Here is a 15,267-nt window from a genome sequence, read left to right as displayed (position 1 = left end):
AAACCATCAACTACACCCCACCGCTCTGGGCATCCAGGGCACCAACCCCAGACACCTACAAACTTAGGGAGAACCATGCGCGCCGCCCGGCTCCACAGTTTCGGACAGGCCCCCGTGGTCGACGACGTCGACGTGCCCGCCCGGGAAGCCGGCCAGACCCTCGTCCGGATCGATGCGGCCGCACTCGGTCACCTCGACATGACGGTCGCGAGCGGCAACTTCGACGTCCGTCCTCGACTGCCGCACATCGGTGGCACGGACGGTGCCGGCACCGTCGTCGAGTCCGACACCTTCGAGCCCGGGACCCCGGTCCTGGTGCGCGGCGGCGGCGTCGGTTTGTTCAAGAACGGCTGCTGGGCCGAGTTCGTGGTGGCCTCGGACAAGGCGTTCACGCCGTTCGATTCGGGACTCGACCCCGCGGTCGCGGCGACCTTCCTGCTGCCGAGCACCACCGGCTACGTCGCCGTTCACGATGTTGCCGACGTCCGAGTGGGCGAACGCGTGATCGTCGCGGGAGCCTCCGGTGCGGTGGGGGCGATGGCCGCCCAGTTCGCACAGCTGGCGGGGGCGTCCGAAGTGATCGGGGTGGTGCCCCGCGAGGATCAGGTCGCGCTGCTGCCGGAGGGCGTCCGGCCGGTCGTCGGGCGCGGCGCGGAGGTGGCTGATGCGCTCGGTCCGGATCCGGTCGCGGACGTCCTGATCGACACGCTCGGCGGGGACGCGTTGCCGCACCTTCTCGCCCGTGTCGTGCCGGGCGGGCGAGCCGCACTGATCGGCTACACCCTCGGCACGCAGCTCACGATCGACCTGCCGAACTGGCTGCTCAGTGACGTTGCGATCCTGCCCGTCAACATGATTCGCAAGACCGCCCGCCAAGCCGAGCTCGCCCCCGACATGATCGCCCGCCTCGTGGCCGGCGACATCCGCCTCGCGGTCCAGCAGTTCCCGCTCGACGACATCGCCGACGCGTTGCATCTGATGCGCGAGGGCAAGGTCGCCGGCCGTGCCGTCGTCGTCCCGTGACCATGTGACCGGGGCACTGCCGCTGCCGGGCCCGATGACGATCCCGGCGCTGCTCCTCGACCGTGCCGCCCGGCGCGGAGGCCACACCGCGCTGCGGGCGGGCGACGTGCGAGTGACCTACCGCGAACTGGTGGACCGCGCGGGCGCCATGGCCGGGTCGCTCGCACGTCGCGGGATCCGGCGTGGTGATCCCGTCGCCGCGATGACCACGAACCGCGTCGAGGCGATCGATCTGATCCTCGGGTGCGCCTGGCTCGGCGCCGTCGCGGTGCCGCTGAACACCGCCTTCCGCGGCGACGCGCTGCGTCATGTCCTCGCGGTGTCGGGTGCCCGGCACGTACTGGTTGAACCCGAGTACGTCGCCCGCGTCGAGGGAGCGGGCTTCCGAGGCGAGCTGTGGATCGTCGGCACCGAACGGGCGCCGCAACCGAATTCGCGGCCGTTGCCACCGGCCGAAGGGCTGTCGGCCCTCACCCCCGCGGCAGTGCTGTTCACCTCCGGCACCACGGGGATGCCGAAAGGCGTGGAGTGCCCGCACGCACAGTTCCTGTGGTGGGGAAAGGGTGTGGGCGCTTCACTCGGCCTCGGCCCGGACGACGTGCTCTACAACGGGTTGCCGCTGTTCCACACCAACGCCATCAATGCGTTCTTCCAGGCCGTGGTGACGGGCGGCACCTTCGTTCTCGGCCGGCACTTCTCGGTGCGGGAGTACTGGCGCCGCGTCGCCGACGCCGACGCGACCGTCGTGTATCTGCTCGGCGCGATGGTCGCCATGCTCGCCGGTCGTCCGCCGTCCCCACACGATCGCGCACATCGGGCGACCCGTGCGCTCTCCCCCGCGACACCCGAGCGGCTGTGGCGGCCGTTCCGGGAACGGTTCGGTGTCGAGCTGATCGACGGATTCGGAACCACCGAGACCAATCTGGTGCTCGGGACCGTTCCCGGTGACCGGCGCGCGGGCTACCTCGGCACGGTCATGCCGGGATACGACGCGCTCGTCGTCGACCCGGCCGGGGGCCCCGTCCCGGACGGCATCGCCGGCGAACTGCTGGTGCGCACCGAACTCGACGGCGCCTTCGCACTCGGCTACCTCGGTGACCCGCCCGCTGCGCCCGGAGCATGGCTGGCCACGGGCGACCGCGTGGTGCGGGAGGCCGACGGCTGGTTCCGGTTCGTCGACCGGATCAAGGACGTGATCCGGCGGCGCGGGGAGAACATTTCGTCGACCGAGGTCGAGGACGTGCTCGCGCAGCATCCTGCGGTTGCGCAGGTGGCGGTGTTCCCGGTGCCGTCGCAGTTGGCCGAGGACGAGGTGATGGCGGCGGTCGTCGTCCGGCCCGGGCACCGCGTCGAACCCGCCGAGCTGTGCCGGTTCGCCGAGCCCCTTCTCGCGTACTTCGCCCTTCCCCGGTACATCGACGTCGTGGAGGCGCTACCGCTCACGGAGACGGGCAAGGTACGCAAGGCGGCACTGCGGGAACGCGGCGTCGGGCCGAACACGTGGGACGCGGAAGCGGCCGGGATCGCTCCCGGCCGCTGACCGCGTCACCTACTTACCGCAACCGTTGAACGAACACATCGTGGGGCTGCAGGCCATCGCCTGGTCGGCAGGCGAATGCGTGCACTTCATCGCGTGCAGGGCGCGGCTGATACCCATCCCCGCCGTACGCAGCGCACCGGTCACCCGGCTGACGTTGAGCCGGACCGTCGGACCTGTCACCGACAGCGCCCCGGCGATCGTGGTGGGACCACTGAAGACCGGGACCGCGACGCTCATGTAGCCGAGGCGTGTCTCCTCGACCTCGACCGCTAGCTGTTCCTTGCGCATCCGGTCGAGCTGCTGACGCAGGACCGACACCGACATCGTCGTCCGCGCGGTGAGCGCGGTGAAGCCCTGCTCGACCACCTCGTCGAACACCGACTGCGGCGAGAACGCCAGGATCATCTTCCCGGTGGCCGTGCAGTACAACGGGAGTCGGCCCGCGACGCGGGACTGCTGGTTGAGCCCGCGGTGGCCGATGATCTTCTCGATGTAGAGGACGTCGATGCCGTCGCGCACCGCGAAGTGCACGGTTTCCTGTGTCGCGAGCAGCAGGTCCTCCATGTACGGGAGCGCCGCGTCACGGAGGATCCGTTGCCGGGGCACCAGCTGCCCCAGCTCGAACAGACGCAACCCCAGGCGGTACTTCGTGCCGGCCCGCTCGAGCAGACCCCACTCGACCAATTCCCCCGCGAGACGGTGCACCGTGGCCTTCGCGACCCGACTGCGGCGCGTCAGTTCGGTGAGCGAGAGATCGCTGTGGTCGCTGTCGAAGGCGTCGAGGATCGAGCGGGTCTTTCCCAGCACCGACGACATCTCACCGCCCTGTCCTCGCGCCGCCTGGATCGGCACCACCGAACCGAGATCGACCGATCGCTGCATCGCTGTCGTCACTGCGGCCTCCTAACACTCTGGGGTTCTCTCCGACTCGGAGGCCCGAGCGGTGTAACCCTGTCGGTGCCACTGACGCTAGGGACCGAAGTCCCGAGACGCACGTCACACGTTCCGTCCAGCGGACCGGTTTCACAGAGTTTACAAATGCCGCGCGACCAGGGTGTCCGCCGTCACCGGCGGGGCGGTGGTGTTCACATTCGCCAGAAACTCGCACACCGCTGTCGCGACCCGATCCGCGTGCCGTTCGACGAGGGCCACGGTGCCGTCCTCGATCACGACCTGCGTCACCGACGGTGCGGCCGTCAGACCGGTTCGCAACTTCGGGAGGGCCGGCATCGAGAAGGGGTCGGCACCCGCACCGATCAGCAGAACCGGCACCGTGACGGAGCCGATCCGATCCTCCATCCGGTACCGACCGCACGCACGGTGTCCCTCGGCCGGGTCCACCCCGAACGAGAGAGCGTCGTGAACGAACCGGTCCAGCAGGTCGGTGACGGGGTCCGGATAGTACGGACGACGCAGATCCCACAGCACCCGCAGGTGGGCGCCGTCCGGGACGCGCTCGGCGCAGTCCACCCCGCCCGCGCCCGTGTGACCGGCGCGGTACTCGGCGTCCGCCCACGGGCACGACGACAGCACGACCGCGTCGAGTCGTCCACCGTCCGCCGCCGCCATCTCGAGCGCCACGGCCGCACCAGTGTGGTGCCCCAGCACGGTGGCCCGGTCGACGCCCAGGGCGTCGAGCAGCTCCCACGCCCCCTTCGCGAAGTCCTCGATGGTCTGCGGGGCGGGAAGCGACGCGCTCGCACCGAAGCCCACCATGTCCATCGCGATCACCCGGAAGTTGCTCGCCAGCAACGGAATCAGCTCCCGGAACTCGTCCCACGAGCGCGGAGTCTGGTGCAGCAGCAGTATCACCGGCCCCCGCCCCTGCTCGGCGTAGTGCAACTGGCCGAACGAGGTGTCCGCGTAACCGAACCGCACGCCCATCAGTACGCCGCCACCATCGGGGTGTCGACGCCGATCACATCGATCTTGGCGGCGCCACCCGGATTGCCGACGGGCTCGGCCCGGGTCGGCAGGATCTCCAGGAAGAACCGCTTGGCGTCCTCCTTGAACTCGGGATCGGCCTTGCGATCCACAGTGATCGCCTCGACCGGGCACGCGAGTTCGCATGCACCGCAGTCGATGCACTCGTTCGGATTGATGTAGAGCTTGCGCTCCCCCTCGTAGATGCAGTCGACCGGGCACTCCTCCATGCAGGACCGGTCCATGTAGTCGATGCATGCCTCGCCGATGACGAATGCCATTGTTCAGCCCTCCTGTTCGGTGGAATGTCCGGGGAAGATCTCCGCGTCGGGGTCGATCACCGCGGCCGCGTTGTTGACCGCCGTCGCGGCCTCTCCGAAGCCGACCGCGATGAGTCGGACCTTGCCGGGGTAGTCGGTGATGTCGCCGGCGGCGTACACGCGCGGGACGGTGGTCTCCATGCGGGTGTTCACGACGATGTGGCGCGAGTCGATCTCGAGTCCCCACTCGGTGAGTGGTCCCAGATCCGCGGTGAAGCCGAGCGCGGCGATGATGGACTGTGCGGGCAAGGTGCTGGTGCTCTTCTCGAGCTTGTGTACGACGTCGACCTCGGAGATCCAGCCGTTGCCGCGGACCGCGGACACGTCGGCGTTGACGATCATCCGCACACTGCTCTGCCGAACCTTCGTGACCGTCGCCGCGTGAGCACGGAACTTGTCGCGGCGGTGCACGAGCGTCACCGACGACGCGATGGGCTCGAGGTGAACCGCCCAGTCGAAGGCGCTGTCGCCGCCCCCGACGATCACGACGTCCTTGCCGGCGTGGGCCGACAAATCCGGGACGAAGTAGCTGAGCCCGCGATCGAGGAAGTCGAGTCCCTCGGCGAGCGGGCGGGGTGTGAAGGTGCCGATGCCGCCGGTGACGATCACGGCTCCCGCAGTGACCTCGCGGCCCTTGCTCGTTCCGACGACGGCGCGACCGTCCGCGAGGTGCGCCAGGGTCTGCGCCTGCTCCCCGAGCAGGTACAGCGGATCGTACGGCGCGGCCTGCTCGAGCAGCCCGTCGATCAGATCGCGCCCCTTCACGGACGGAAATCCGGCGATGTCGAGGATGGCCTTCTCCGGGTACATCGCGCTCACCTGACCGCCGGGCTCGGACAGCGCGTCCAGCACGGCCACCCGGAGGCCACGGAAGCCGGCGTAGTACGCGCCGTAGAGACCCGCCGGGCCGGCGCCGATGATCAGGATGTCGACCTCGAGTTCGGTCGGGACGTTGGACGAAGCGTTCATGTCGGCAACGCTAATGACGTTGGTGCCCTTGGCATATGAAACCGGTCCGGTCAGCAGACTGTGTTCGGTCCGAATCACCGGTGCGCACACACGCCGAAAGGCGGGCCCACCGGCGAAGGGGAGGTCTGCCGGTGAGCCCGCCGCACGGGGCGCCGCGAGGTCAGCCGAAGATGTGGGGTTCCTCGACGGCGATCTTCTGGATGATGGTCGAGTACGCGAACCAGCCCACCTTCTCGGTGCCGACGGCCTCGTACGTCTGCAGGGCGACGTCGTGTTGCAGCGCAACAGGATCCCCCGCGGCACGAGCCGCGAGCTCGGCCTGCATCGATCGCTCCATCGACACGTACCACCACACGGCACTCTCGACCGATGTGCCGACCGTGAGGTGCCCGTGATTGCTCAGGACGACCGCCTTGCCAGACCCCAGCGCGGCCGCGATGCGCAGTCCTTCCTCCTCGTCGAGCGCGACACCGTGGTACTCGTCGTAGATCGAGTGGTCGTCGTAGAAGGCGCAGGCGTCCTGCGTGATCGGGCTCAGCAGACGGTGCAGCGACGAGAACGCCTTGCCCTGGAGCCCGTGCGCGTGCACGGCACCGACGACGTCGGGTCGCGCCGCGTGCACCTTGGAGTGGATGACGAACGCGGCCCGGTTGAGCGGCCCGTCGCCCGACAGGATGGTGCCCTCGGAATCGACGTGCAGCAACTCGTCCGGCCGGACCTGGGAGAAGTGCCGGCCGAACGGCGCCGTCCAGAACGTGTCGGGACGCTCCGGGTCGCGGGCCGTAATGTGCCCCGAGATGCCCTCGTCCAGACCGAAGCGCGAGAGGATCCGGTAGCCGCCGATCACGGCGATCTTGCGGCGTCGTCGTTCGCTCTCGACGTCGTCCGACTCGGGTCGTCCGGGGATCCCGGCCAACTCTGCGATGGTGGGTGCGTGAGTCATTGTGTCCCTTCTGGTTCGACGGATGGCGTGGTCTACTTGACGCCGTAGCGGGCGAGGTACCGCGTCGAGAGCAGGCGCAGGATCCGGTCGAACACGAAGCCCATGATGCCCAGCACGATGATGCCTACGAAGGTCCAGTCGATGCGGCCGTAGTTGCGCGCCTGCCAGATCATCGATCCGATGCCGTGGTCGGCGGCGACGATCTCGGCGGAGACGATCGTCAGGAAGCTGTTGCCCATCGCGAGGCGGGCACCGGTGATGATGCCGGGCACCGACGACGGCAGCACCACCGTCTTCATGAGCTGCAGCTTGCCCGCCCCCAGGTTCGTCGCGGCCTGCAGTTTGTTGTCGCTGATCGAGACCGTGGCGGCGATCGTGCTGACGGTGACGATGAAGACCGAGGTGTAGAAGATCAGTACGACCTTGGACGTCTCACCGATGCCGAACCACACCACCGCCAGCGTCACGAATGCGATCGGCGGGATGAAGCGGAAGAACTCGATGTACGGGTCGAGCAGCTGTCGCACGATGTTCACGCGACCCATCAGGATGCCGATCGGCGCACCGATCACGACACCGAGGCTCCAGCCGATGAGGATGCGCTGCGCGGACGCCCAGATCGACGTCCACAGCACGCCGCTCTCGGCCAGTTCCTTTGCCGCCGCCCATACCTCGACCGGGGAGGCGATGGTGGTGGGTCCGTACCACCAGGCCAGGAACGACCACACCGCCAGACCGATCGCGGCGGACGCGATCCCCAGGAGTGCGGTGCGAGCGGCGACGGTGGATGCGCCGGCACCGCGACGGCGGGTGCGGGATGTGCGCGCGGCGCGCACGGTGGTGGGGGTGTCGGCTACGGCGGTCACAGCTGGTCCTCCTCGATGCCCTGGTTGCGCAGCGACGCCACGACCTCGGCGCGGATGTCGTCCCGCAGTTGCTCGTATAGATCGATCACCTCGGGGTGGGCACGATCGCGCGGTCGCGGCGCATCCACCTCGTAGATGCTCTTGATGCGCGCTTTCGGTCCGGCCGACATGACGACCACGCGATCCGCCAGGGTGAGCGCCTCGTCAATGTCGTGCGTGACGAAGACGACGGTGCAGCCGGTGTGCCGCCAGATCTTGTCGAGTTCGGTCTGCAGGACCTGACGGGTCTGGGCGTCGAGCGCACCGAACGGCTCGTCCATCAGCACGAGCGACGGCTGGTTCGCGAGGACGCGCGCGATCTGCACGCGCTGACGCATACCGCCCGAGAGCTGGGCCGGGAACTTGTCACCGGCGTGCGGCAGGCCGACCATCGCGAGATACTCGGCGGCGATCCGCGCCTGGGCCGCCTTGTCCGCGCCGTGCATACGCGGTCCGTACGCCACGTTCTGGCTCACGGTCATCCACTCGAAGAGGGCCTCCGAGCTCTGGAAGACCATGCCCGCGTGCGGGTTGCTCCCGTAGACCTCGTCACCGTCGCACACGATCTCGCCGGCGGACGGCTTCACGAATCCCGCCATCGCCGAGAGCAAGGTCGACTTGCCGCATCCGCTCGGACCGAGCAGGCACACGAACTCGCCCGGTCGAACGTCGAGGCCGATGCCCGAGACGATCTCGGCGGCACCGAAACTGATGCCGAGATCGCGGACGTCGATCGGGACGCCCTTGGTGGTGGTTGTCGCTGTCACTGCTTGTCCTCCTGGTACCAATCGAGCAGCATCGTCGAGGTGAGGTCGGGCTGCTCGGAGAGAACGCCGATCTTCTTGTAGAAGTCGACGATCGACTGTGCGGACTCCACGTCCTTGTCGGTGAGATTCTCGACACCGAAATCGATTTCGCTAACTGCCGTGACGGTCTGGTCCTCGGCCACGTTGACGGCCTTCTTGGTCGCGGCTGCCGCCGTCTGCGGGTCGGACTCGACCCGTTCGCTCGCCTGGGCGAGCACCTTGGCGATCTTGCGGGCGGTGTCCTCGTTCTGCTCCAGCCAGGGGGCCGTCGTGATGGCCCAGTGGTGGTAGAGCCAGTCGTAGTCACCGGTGACGGCAACGACGTGCCCGCTGCCCTGCGACAGCGCGGTGGCCGGCCACGGCTCCCACAGCACGTAGCCGTCGATGTCGCCGCGACTGAGGAGCGCGGGCATGTCTGTCGGTGTGGCCGAGACCATCTCGACCGCGCCCGGGGCGATTCCGTTCGCCTCGAGGTACTTGTCCGTCGAGATCTGGCTCAGCCCGGGAACGATACCCATCTTCTCGATACCGGCCGCAGTGTCGACTCCGTTGCGCAGGACGACCTTGATGTAGTCGCCGGAGACCTCGTACGAGTACATGGCCCGCAGCGACGGATTCTGTCGCAGCTGGGCGATGGTCGTGGTGTCGGAGCTGCCCGCCACCTGGACCTGACCGGTGGCCAGTGCATCGACAGCCTCGCCGCCACGGCCGAACTGGACCAGTTGGACGTCGAGACCCTCGTCCGCGAACATCCCCTCCTGATCGGCCACAAAGAACGGCGCGTAGGACGCGTCGATGCCCACCGCGATCCGGAGCGGGCCACCGCCGCTGTCGGCCGTGCTCTGCGTTGCGGGCCGGCTGCACGCCCCCGCGGCAACCGTGAGAACAAGTGCTGCTGATGCAAGGGTCACCTTGCCGAATGTCGATCGCCAGGCCATGTGTGCACACCTTCGTTCCGTGATCTGCGCCGCATTTGCGGGGTCGTGGTGAAGAAACCTAACGGCGGGGGGCAGCGGCGAAAACCAACGCGGTCCATCGTGCGGACCGGGGCCGGATAACTTACCGGCGCGCAACATCGCACCTGGTCCGAGAGGATTGTTCGAAATACGAAGGAAACAAACTCGACGTGGTCACAGCGTCCATTCGGGGGCGCCGCCGTGGCACACGCGGGCGACGTTGGCCGCCGTCATCTCGTAGATCCGGCGCCGCGCGGTGGCGCTACCACCCGCGACGTGCGGACTGAGCAGGACCCGGTCGAGCCGGCGCAGCTCGCTGTCCGCTGCCAGCGGTTCGCGATCGAAGACGTCCAGCGCCGCCCCGCCCAGACGTCCGGAGCGCAACCCGGCCACCAACGCATCCGTCCGGACGACCGGGCCGCGGGCGACGTTCACGACGATCGCTCCCTCCGGCAGCCGGGCCAGCTCGGACGCACCGATCAGTCCGCGGGTCGACGGCGTCAACGGCACCGCGAGCACGAGGACGTCCGACACCGCGAGCAGGTCGTCGAACGGGAGATGCCGCGCCGACGCGTCGGACCTCGGGCGGCGTGCGGTGTACGCGACCTCGCAGCCGAACGCCGCGAACAGACCTACGCACCGACGGCCGATGTCCCCGAACCCGACGATCCCCACCCGGCGCTCACCGAGGTCGCGACAGTCGTGGTCCAGGATCCGCTCCTGCGGCCAGTCCCCGGCGCGGAGCCGGTCGTGCGCCCATCCCATCGACCGACTCAGGCTCGCGGTCGCGACGACGGCCCACTCCGCCACCGAGGCCGCGTTGGCGCCGGGGGTGTTGGCGACCGGCACCCCCGCCTGCCGCCACGCGTCCACGTCGATCCAGTTCACACCGACGCCCGGTTGCTGAAGCAGCCGCAGATGCCCACCGATCTCGGCTTCCGCTGCGCCCAAGGGCAATCGACCGCTCCAATCCCCGACCACGATGTCGACGTCGGGCAGCAGGGCACGCAGCTCGTCCCGGGATCGGGTGACCGGTCGGATCACCTCGACACCGGGGGCGGCACCGCGCAGCAGACCACCGAGGAGGTCACGCTCGTCCGGCGCCAACAGCAGTGTCCGCATCGCACACCGTCCTCTCGATGCGTGGAGCCCGCCGCACGATGCGCGGCCGGTTCCACGAACTGTGTTGCGGGAAGTCGACTCAGGCGACGCTGCGCGCGTGCGCGGACGCCTTCGCCAGGAACTCGAGGCTCAGCGGGTTGTACAGTGCCGCCTGCTCGTGCTGCGGCCAGTGGCCGCACTCGGGGTAGAGCTGCAGCTGCGCGCCGGGGATGTCCTCCGCCATCTTCTTGGCCTCCGGCACGTCACCGAACGGATTCTCGTGCCCCCACACCACCAGGGTGGGGGCCTGGATACGGGCGAGACGATCGGGACGCAGCAGGTTTCGCTGACGGGTCTCCATGTCCTGCAGAGACAGCAGGTTGTGGATGTTCGCGACGAAATCCGGCTGGTGGTAGATCCGGTGCCGCGCCTCGACGAGTTCCTCGGTGGCATCGACGGGATCGTGCATGAGCAGCCGCAGGCGTGCCCGGGTCAACTCGACGTTGTCGCTCTGCACCGCCTTGGTCGTCGAGGTGCGGATGCGCTCCATGATCTCCGGGTTGGCGACGGTGCCACCGGCCGCGAGCAGCTGCAGCGACAGCACCCTCTCCGGCTGTTCGCTGGCCAGGTGGGCAGCGACCCATCCGCCGAGTGACTCGCCCACCAGATGAACCTTGTCGAGTCCGACGGCGTCGAGGTAGTTCACGAGATGCTCGACGTATCGGGGGATCTCGTACGCGTAGTCCGGCTTTCCGGTGTAACCGTGGCCGAGCATGTCGATGGCGTGGCACTCGTAGTGCGCGGCGTGTACCGCGATGTTCCGCGCGAACGCCTCGAGGTGGCCGCTGGTGCCGTGCAGGAACACCACGGCCTCGTCACCGGAGCCGGCCTGCAGCGATCGGGTGGGGATGCCCGCGGCGTCGACGGTCTTGACCGCGAAGTCGATGCCGGCCAGTTCGTTCCAGATTGTCATGAGTGTGTCCTTTGCAGAAGAGATGGGAGGGGAAGTCAGTGCGCCGCCGGTGCCGCCGCGGGATCCAGGACGACGACGCCCATACCGGTCAGCCATTCCGGAACCGACTCGTAGGCAAGCCGTTCGGCGGGGATGTAGTCCATCATCGCGGCCATCATCAGCCAGGTGCGCAGTTCCTGGGCACCGTTGCCCGCCTCGGCTTCGATGGCCGCGCTCGTGTAGCCCGCGAGTTCACCGGCCTTGCCGACGGCGAACAGGTCGAGAATCCGGTCGTCGAACTCGGGTGAGATCGCAGCCTCGGCGGCCCGGATGATCTGGCGCCGGCGGACGTCGTAGTCGGACCAGTTCTCGCGACCGTCGAGCCAGGCCTGGACCATGAAGTCCTCGTCCTCGCCGTGCGGATCCCGCCAGTCCGGCCACGGCAGCCGGTGTGACAGCCCGCCCGAGGCGATGACGGCCACCCGCGTATCGCCGGGGTACGACGCGATCGCGTCGCGCAGTGCCAGGGCGAGCCCTTCGCACCGCCCGAACGTCGGCAGAGGAGGCGCGAACACGTTGACCACGAGCGGGACGATCGGGACGTCGAGCCCGGCCAGCAGGTACTGGATCGCGTGCGACTGTCCGTGATCGATCTGCAGACGCGCCGAGAACGCCAGATCGAACCTTCCGCCCTCCACCACCTCGTCGGCGAGGTGGCGGGCGAGGTCGACATCGACGTTCTGCGGGCCTTTCGGCGTGCCCGACTCCCCGCTCGCGATGCACTCCCCGACCCCGAGCGTGAACGGGGGGATCAGGTCGAGCCAGAAACCGCGAAAGTGGTTGGATCCTAGCAGGACGACGACGTCGGGTCGCGCGGCGGCGATGCGGTCGCGCGCCGCCCCCAGCGCGGCGCGGAACCGCTCGGCCTCCGCCTTGTGCGTCGTCTCCTCCCAGTGCGTGTTCATGAGGGTGCTGTGCGATGCACCCACCCCCAGCACCAGTTTCGCCATCAGTCGATCCCCACTTCCTCGAGAGACCGGGTCACGGTGTCGACGGCAACCCGGATCAGGTAGCGCGTGAGGCGTTCCGCCTCGCGCAGGTCCACGGTGTTCATGCCCATCGCGAAGTCGACCTCGAACGGGGCGTCGACCACCTTCGGCATACCGACCCGCACGGTCGGAATTCCGCGGCCGCGCAGGATGTTCGCGTCGGTCGCGCCACTGGCGTCGTGCACCCCGTCGTGCGGACCGCCCTCGAACGCCTCCCATGCCTGGATCGCGCTGCGACACAGCCACATCTGCTCGTCTGACGACTCTCCCGGGATCGCCAGGATTCGTTCGACATCGATCCGCGCGTCCAGATCGGCGGCGATGGTCCGTACCGCTTCCGTCAGTTCGCGCCCGGCCGCCGACGGTGTGGTCCGCGGGCTCAGCCGCAGATCCACCGTCATCCGCACCTGTCCCGGCGTGAAGGACGCGGTGCGCTCCCAACCACCTCGGATGTTCGCGACCATCCCCTGCGGCAGCACCAGCCCGTCCCCGTGCCGGTGCGAGTACTGCGGGAACCACTCCTCGAGCTGCAGCGCCACCGCACCGGCCAGCGCGACCGGATTCCGGTAGGGCAACCGGTGCCGCGAACCGACGTAGGTGTGGGTGCCGTGCACGGTGATCTCGAACCACGCGAGCCCCACCTCCTCCCACGACACCGTCCAGCCCGGCTTCGCGATGAGTGCGAAATCCGGCCACACGCCCTGCTCGAGCAGGAACGAGCAACCGACTCCCTGGCCGGTGTTCGTGCGCGGATTACCCACGCCCGGCCGAGCGTTGGTCGGCATGCCGCCGGCGCCGAAGCCGGCCAGTAGGTCGCCTGCCAGCGGGATCTCCGCGGCCCGGATCGCCTCCACAGCGGCTATGACGCAGGCCGCGTGCCCCTTCGGATTCGACGCCCCCAGACCGATGACGTAGTCGCCGTCGACGGCGGCCTCGGCGCGCAGATCCGGTCGCAGCGTCTCCGCGGCCCACGGCACGTCCTCGGCGGCGTCCCCGCTCGTGACCGTGTCGATCGGCGCGTACAACATCAGGTCCGGACCGGTGCCGGTGCCGCGCACCCGGGCCCACGAGTTCGCCTGCCGGTCGTCGAGGTACATCGTGTGCGCCTCGACCCCGCCAGTCGCCAACGTGTCCGTGATGTGTCGGGCGAGCGGTGCCTCGTCGCCGGTCGGGCTCGCGATGTCCACCAGCCCGACCGTCAGCTCGCGCAATCGCTCGCGATCCACCTCGCCCCATGCCCTCTCGACCCAGCGGCGGCGCTGTTCGTCGAGACCGGCGAGAGGGTCGGCGGTCCCGGAGGTCACGAGTTGACCTGGTGTACCTGGGTATTGCTGCGGGCCGCGACGAAGCGCCAAGCCGGCCGCGCACCCACGGCGAGCAGGACTCCGACCGTCACGCTCACGAGAGTCTTGAACATCGTCTTCTCCTCTAGTCCGAAGCGGCCGGGGTCCGCGGCGCCGGTTCGGCGCCGTTCGACTCGGCGGCAGGGGTGGCAGGGGTGGCACGGCGTCGCTCCCGTGCCGGGCGCGCCGGTGGCTGCGGGGTGTGTGCCACCGCGGCGGCGATCTTCTCGGCGTACTCCTCCTCGGCGAGGTTGCGCCACGCGGTGAGCGAGATGTCGGGGCGGTAGAGCTTCTCCGGCGGCGCGTCCGTCACCCGGACCATCCACTCGTCCTGACCGGAGAACTGGCCGTGGAACAGCCAGCGGATCGCGCCCAGGTACTTGGCGTAGAAGCCGAGCTTCGCCGCGCCGGTGACGAAGTTGACCATGAGACCCACGTACTGGTGGTTGTCCTCGTCGACGGGGACGTAGAACTCGTAGTGGATGAAGTTGGGGTATGCGATGCGCAGCACCCCGGGCATGGACAGCGACGCGAAGCCCGGGAACTTCTGGGCCTCGATCACCGGATTCACCTTCAGGCCGGCGCCGACGTTGCCGATCTGCGAGATCTGGCTCTCGTCGGGCTTCTTCTTCCACCAGCGCTTGTTGGTCCACTTGCCGACGCCGGGGAAGTCCGCCTCCCAGTACACCTCCTCCTGCACCCGGAAGAGCCACCGCCCCTCGGGCACGATGCTCGTGATGTTCCACGTGGGCATCGGCTTGAACAGCCGCCACAGCGCGGTGCGGTGCAGGTACTTGGCGTGGCCCTCGTCGAAGCCGTTCTCACACGCGAATCGCCAGTTGCCGCCGCGCGGTTGGATGCGGCCACCGACGATGCCCTCGTTCTCGACGAGTTCGCGGGGCAGCTGCTCGTCGATCGGCGGCGCGGGCTCCTCCGCGATCGGAATGTAGACCCACACCAGACCGAGCCGCTCCTCGACGGAGTACGTCCGGACGGAGAGCTTCCCGCAGATCTTCGAGTCGGGTCCGTCGGTGATGACCGCGGCGAGCTTGCCGTCGTTCAACCGGAACGTCCAGCCGTGGTACGGGCAGCTGACGGTGCCCGGGAACTGCTGATCACCCTCCGACAGCGGAACGCCGCGATGCGGGCAACGATCGTGCAGCGCATACACTTTGCCGCTGTCACGGATGATCGCGAGCTTCTCGCCGCAGATCGTGTAGCTCTTGGGGTCCTTGGTGATGTGGCTGGACCACGTCACCGGGTACCAGTAGCCCCGGTAGCCGCTGCCGGCCTCGTTGTATCGGGGCCACGCCGTCCAGTCCTGCCGACCGGCCGCACGCGGCCTCCCCGGGAGCGCCTGTGCGGCGTCCAGCGCCTCGACACCAGTCATGTGAAGTCCTCTCGACACGAGATCTTTGGTACGCAGATCTTCCTACG

The 15,267-nt window shown here is 68.6% G+C and carries 15 protein-coding genes; 2 read left to right on the top strand and 13 right to left on the bottom strand.

Annotated elements, in window-relative coordinates; genetic code table 11:
• Positions 1-75: 75 nt before the first annotated feature.
• Both NVV99_RS12425 and NVV99_RS12420 read left to right on the top strand, forming a co-directional pair.
• Positions 76-1,023 carry a zinc-binding dehydrogenase gene (locus NVV99_RS12425; protein ID WP_024103361.1) on the top strand — a complete coding sequence of 316 codons (948 nt, stop codon included), beginning with the start codon at positions 76-78 and terminating at the stop codon, positions 1,021-1,023.
• A gap of 34 nt (positions 1,024-1,057) precedes the next feature.
• Complete coding sequence (locus tag NVV99_RS12420; protein WP_024103360.1) at positions 1,058-2,563, top strand: AMP-binding protein; 1,506 nt, start codon at positions 1,058-1,060, stop codon at positions 2,561-2,563.
• Positions 2,564-2,572: 9 nt separating this feature from the next.
• Here NVV99_RS12420 and NVV99_RS12415 read toward each other — a convergent pair whose 3' ends face one another.
• The 13 genes from NVV99_RS12415 to NVV99_RS12355 all read right to left on the bottom strand — a co-directional run bounded on the left by NVV99_RS12415 (position 2,573) and on the right by NVV99_RS12355 (position 15,220).
• Positions 2,573-3,457, bottom strand: a complete 885-nt coding sequence (locus tag NVV99_RS12415; protein WP_024103359.1) for an IclR family transcriptional regulator — start codon at positions 3,455-3,457, stop codon at positions 2,573-2,575.
• Positions 3,458-3,595: 138 nt separating this feature from the next.
• Positions 3,596-4,447 carry an alpha/beta fold hydrolase gene (locus NVV99_RS12410; protein ID WP_024103358.1) on the bottom strand — a complete coding sequence of 284 codons (852 nt, stop codon included), beginning with the start codon at positions 4,445-4,447 and terminating at the stop codon, positions 3,596-3,598.
• Positions 4,447-4,767 (bottom strand): DUF362 domain-containing protein, encoded by a 321-nt coding sequence (locus tag NVV99_RS12405; protein ID WP_005517222.1) that lies wholly within the window; start codon positions 4,765-4,767, stop codon positions 4,447-4,449. Before NVV99_RS12405 ends, NVV99_RS12410 begins: the two co-directional genes overlap by 1 nt.
• A 3-nt stretch (positions 4,768-4,770) precedes the next feature.
• Entirely contained in the window at positions 4,771-5,775 is a 1,005-nt protein-coding gene (locus NVV99_RS12400; RefSeq protein WP_024103357.1) for an NAD(P)/FAD-dependent oxidoreductase, read from the bottom strand.
• Between the two features lie 160 nt (positions 5,776-5,935).
• Complete coding sequence (locus NVV99_RS12395; RefSeq protein WP_024103356.1) at positions 5,936-6,718, bottom strand: class II aldolase/adducin family protein; 783 nt, start codon at positions 6,716-6,718, stop codon at positions 5,936-5,938.
• Positions 6,719-6,750: 32 nt separating this feature from the next.
• A complete protein-coding gene (locus NVV99_RS12390; RefSeq protein WP_024103355.1) occupies positions 6,751-7,584 on the bottom strand; it encodes an ABC transporter permease in 834 nt (277 codons plus the stop codon).
• Positions 7,581-8,390, bottom strand: a complete 810-nt coding sequence (locus NVV99_RS12385) for an ABC transporter ATP-binding protein (protein ID WP_005517218.1) — start codon at positions 8,388-8,390, stop codon at positions 7,581-7,583. Before NVV99_RS12385 ends, NVV99_RS12390 begins: the two co-directional genes overlap by 4 nt.
• A complete protein-coding gene (locus NVV99_RS12380) occupies positions 8,387-9,367 on the bottom strand; it encodes an ABC transporter substrate-binding protein (protein WP_024103354.1) in 981 nt (326 codons plus the stop codon). Before NVV99_RS12380 ends, NVV99_RS12385 begins: the two co-directional genes overlap by 4 nt.
• Positions 9,368-9,559: 192 nt before the next feature.
• Positions 9,560-10,507 carry a 2-hydroxyacid dehydrogenase gene (locus NVV99_RS12375; RefSeq protein ID WP_024103353.1) on the bottom strand — a complete coding sequence of 316 codons (948 nt, stop codon included), beginning with the start codon at positions 10,505-10,507 and terminating at the stop codon, positions 9,560-9,562.
• Between the two features lie 79 nt (positions 10,508-10,586).
• The gene (locus NVV99_RS12370) at positions 10,587-11,459 is read right to left on the bottom strand and encodes an alpha/beta fold hydrolase (RefSeq protein ID WP_024103352.1); all 873 of its coding nucleotides are present in this window, start codon (positions 11,457-11,459) and stop codon (positions 10,587-10,589) included.
• A 35-nt stretch (positions 11,460-11,494) separates the two neighbouring features.
• A complete protein-coding gene (locus NVV99_RS12365) occupies positions 11,495-12,448 on the bottom strand; it encodes a 3-carboxyethylcatechol 2,3-dioxygenase (protein WP_024103351.1) in 954 nt (317 codons plus the stop codon).
• Positions 12,448-13,791 (bottom strand): M20 family metallopeptidase, encoded by a 1,344-nt coding sequence (locus NVV99_RS12360; RefSeq protein ID WP_024103350.1) that lies wholly within the window; start codon positions 13,789-13,791, stop codon positions 12,448-12,450. The genes NVV99_RS12365 and NVV99_RS12360 overlap by 1 nt, the downstream gene beginning before the upstream one ends.
• A 124-nt stretch (positions 13,792-13,915) precedes the next feature.
• Positions 13,916-15,220: a Rieske 2Fe-2S domain-containing protein gene (locus tag NVV99_RS12355; RefSeq protein ID WP_024103349.1), complete on the bottom strand. Its 1,305-nt coding sequence runs from the start codon at positions 15,218-15,220 to the stop codon at positions 13,916-13,918.
• Positions 15,221-15,267 lie beyond the last annotated feature (47 nt).

The organism is Rhodococcus sp. PAE-6 (assembly GCF_025290685.1).
Classification (GTDB): Bacteria; Actinomycetota; Actinomycetes; order Mycobacteriales; family Mycobacteriaceae; genus Rhodococcus; species Rhodococcus pyridinivorans.
This window is presented reverse-complemented; position numbering and strand designations above follow the sequence as displayed.

Excerpts from the sequence above, each read along its gene's own strand:
- NVV99_RS12425 (WP_024103361.1), top strand. The coding sequence starts at position 76 with ATGCGCGCCGCCCGGCTCCACAGTTTCGGACAGGCCCCCGTGGTCGAC.
- NVV99_RS12420 (WP_024103360.1), top strand. The coding sequence starts at position 1,058 with ATGACGATCCCGGCGCTGCTCCTCGACCGTGCCGCCCGGCGCGGAGGC.
- NVV99_RS12410 (WP_024103358.1), bottom strand. The coding sequence starts at position 4,447 with ATGGGCGTGCGGTTCGGTTACGCGGACACCTCGTTCGGCCAGTTGCAC.
- NVV99_RS12405 (WP_005517222.1), bottom strand. The coding sequence starts at position 4,767 with ATGGCATTCGTCATCGGCGAGGCATGCATCGACTACATGGACCGGTCC.
- NVV99_RS12400 (WP_024103357.1), bottom strand. The coding sequence starts at position 5,775 with ATGAACGCTTCGTCCAACGTCCCGACCGAACTCGAGGTCGACATCCTG.
- NVV99_RS12395 (WP_024103356.1), bottom strand. The coding sequence starts at position 6,718 with ATGACTCACGCACCCACCATCGCAGAGTTGGCCGGGATCCCCGGACGA.
- NVV99_RS12380 (WP_024103354.1), bottom strand. The coding sequence starts at position 9,367 with ATGGCCTGGCGATCGACATTCGGCAAGGTGACCCTTGCATCAGCAGCA.
- NVV99_RS12375 (WP_024103353.1), bottom strand. The coding sequence starts at position 10,507 with ATGCGGACACTGCTGTTGGCGCCGGACGAGCGTGACCTCCTCGGTGGT.
- NVV99_RS12370 (WP_024103352.1), bottom strand. The coding sequence starts at position 11,459 with ATGACAATCTGGAACGAACTGGCCGGCATCGACTTCGCGGTCAAGACC.
- NVV99_RS12365 (WP_024103351.1), bottom strand. The coding sequence starts at position 12,448 with ATGGCGAAACTGGTGCTGGGGGTGGGTGCATCGCACAGCACCCTCATG.
- NVV99_RS12355 (WP_024103349.1), bottom strand. The coding sequence starts at position 15,220 with ATGACTGGTGTCGAGGCGCTGGACGCCGCACAGGCGCTCCCGGGGAGG.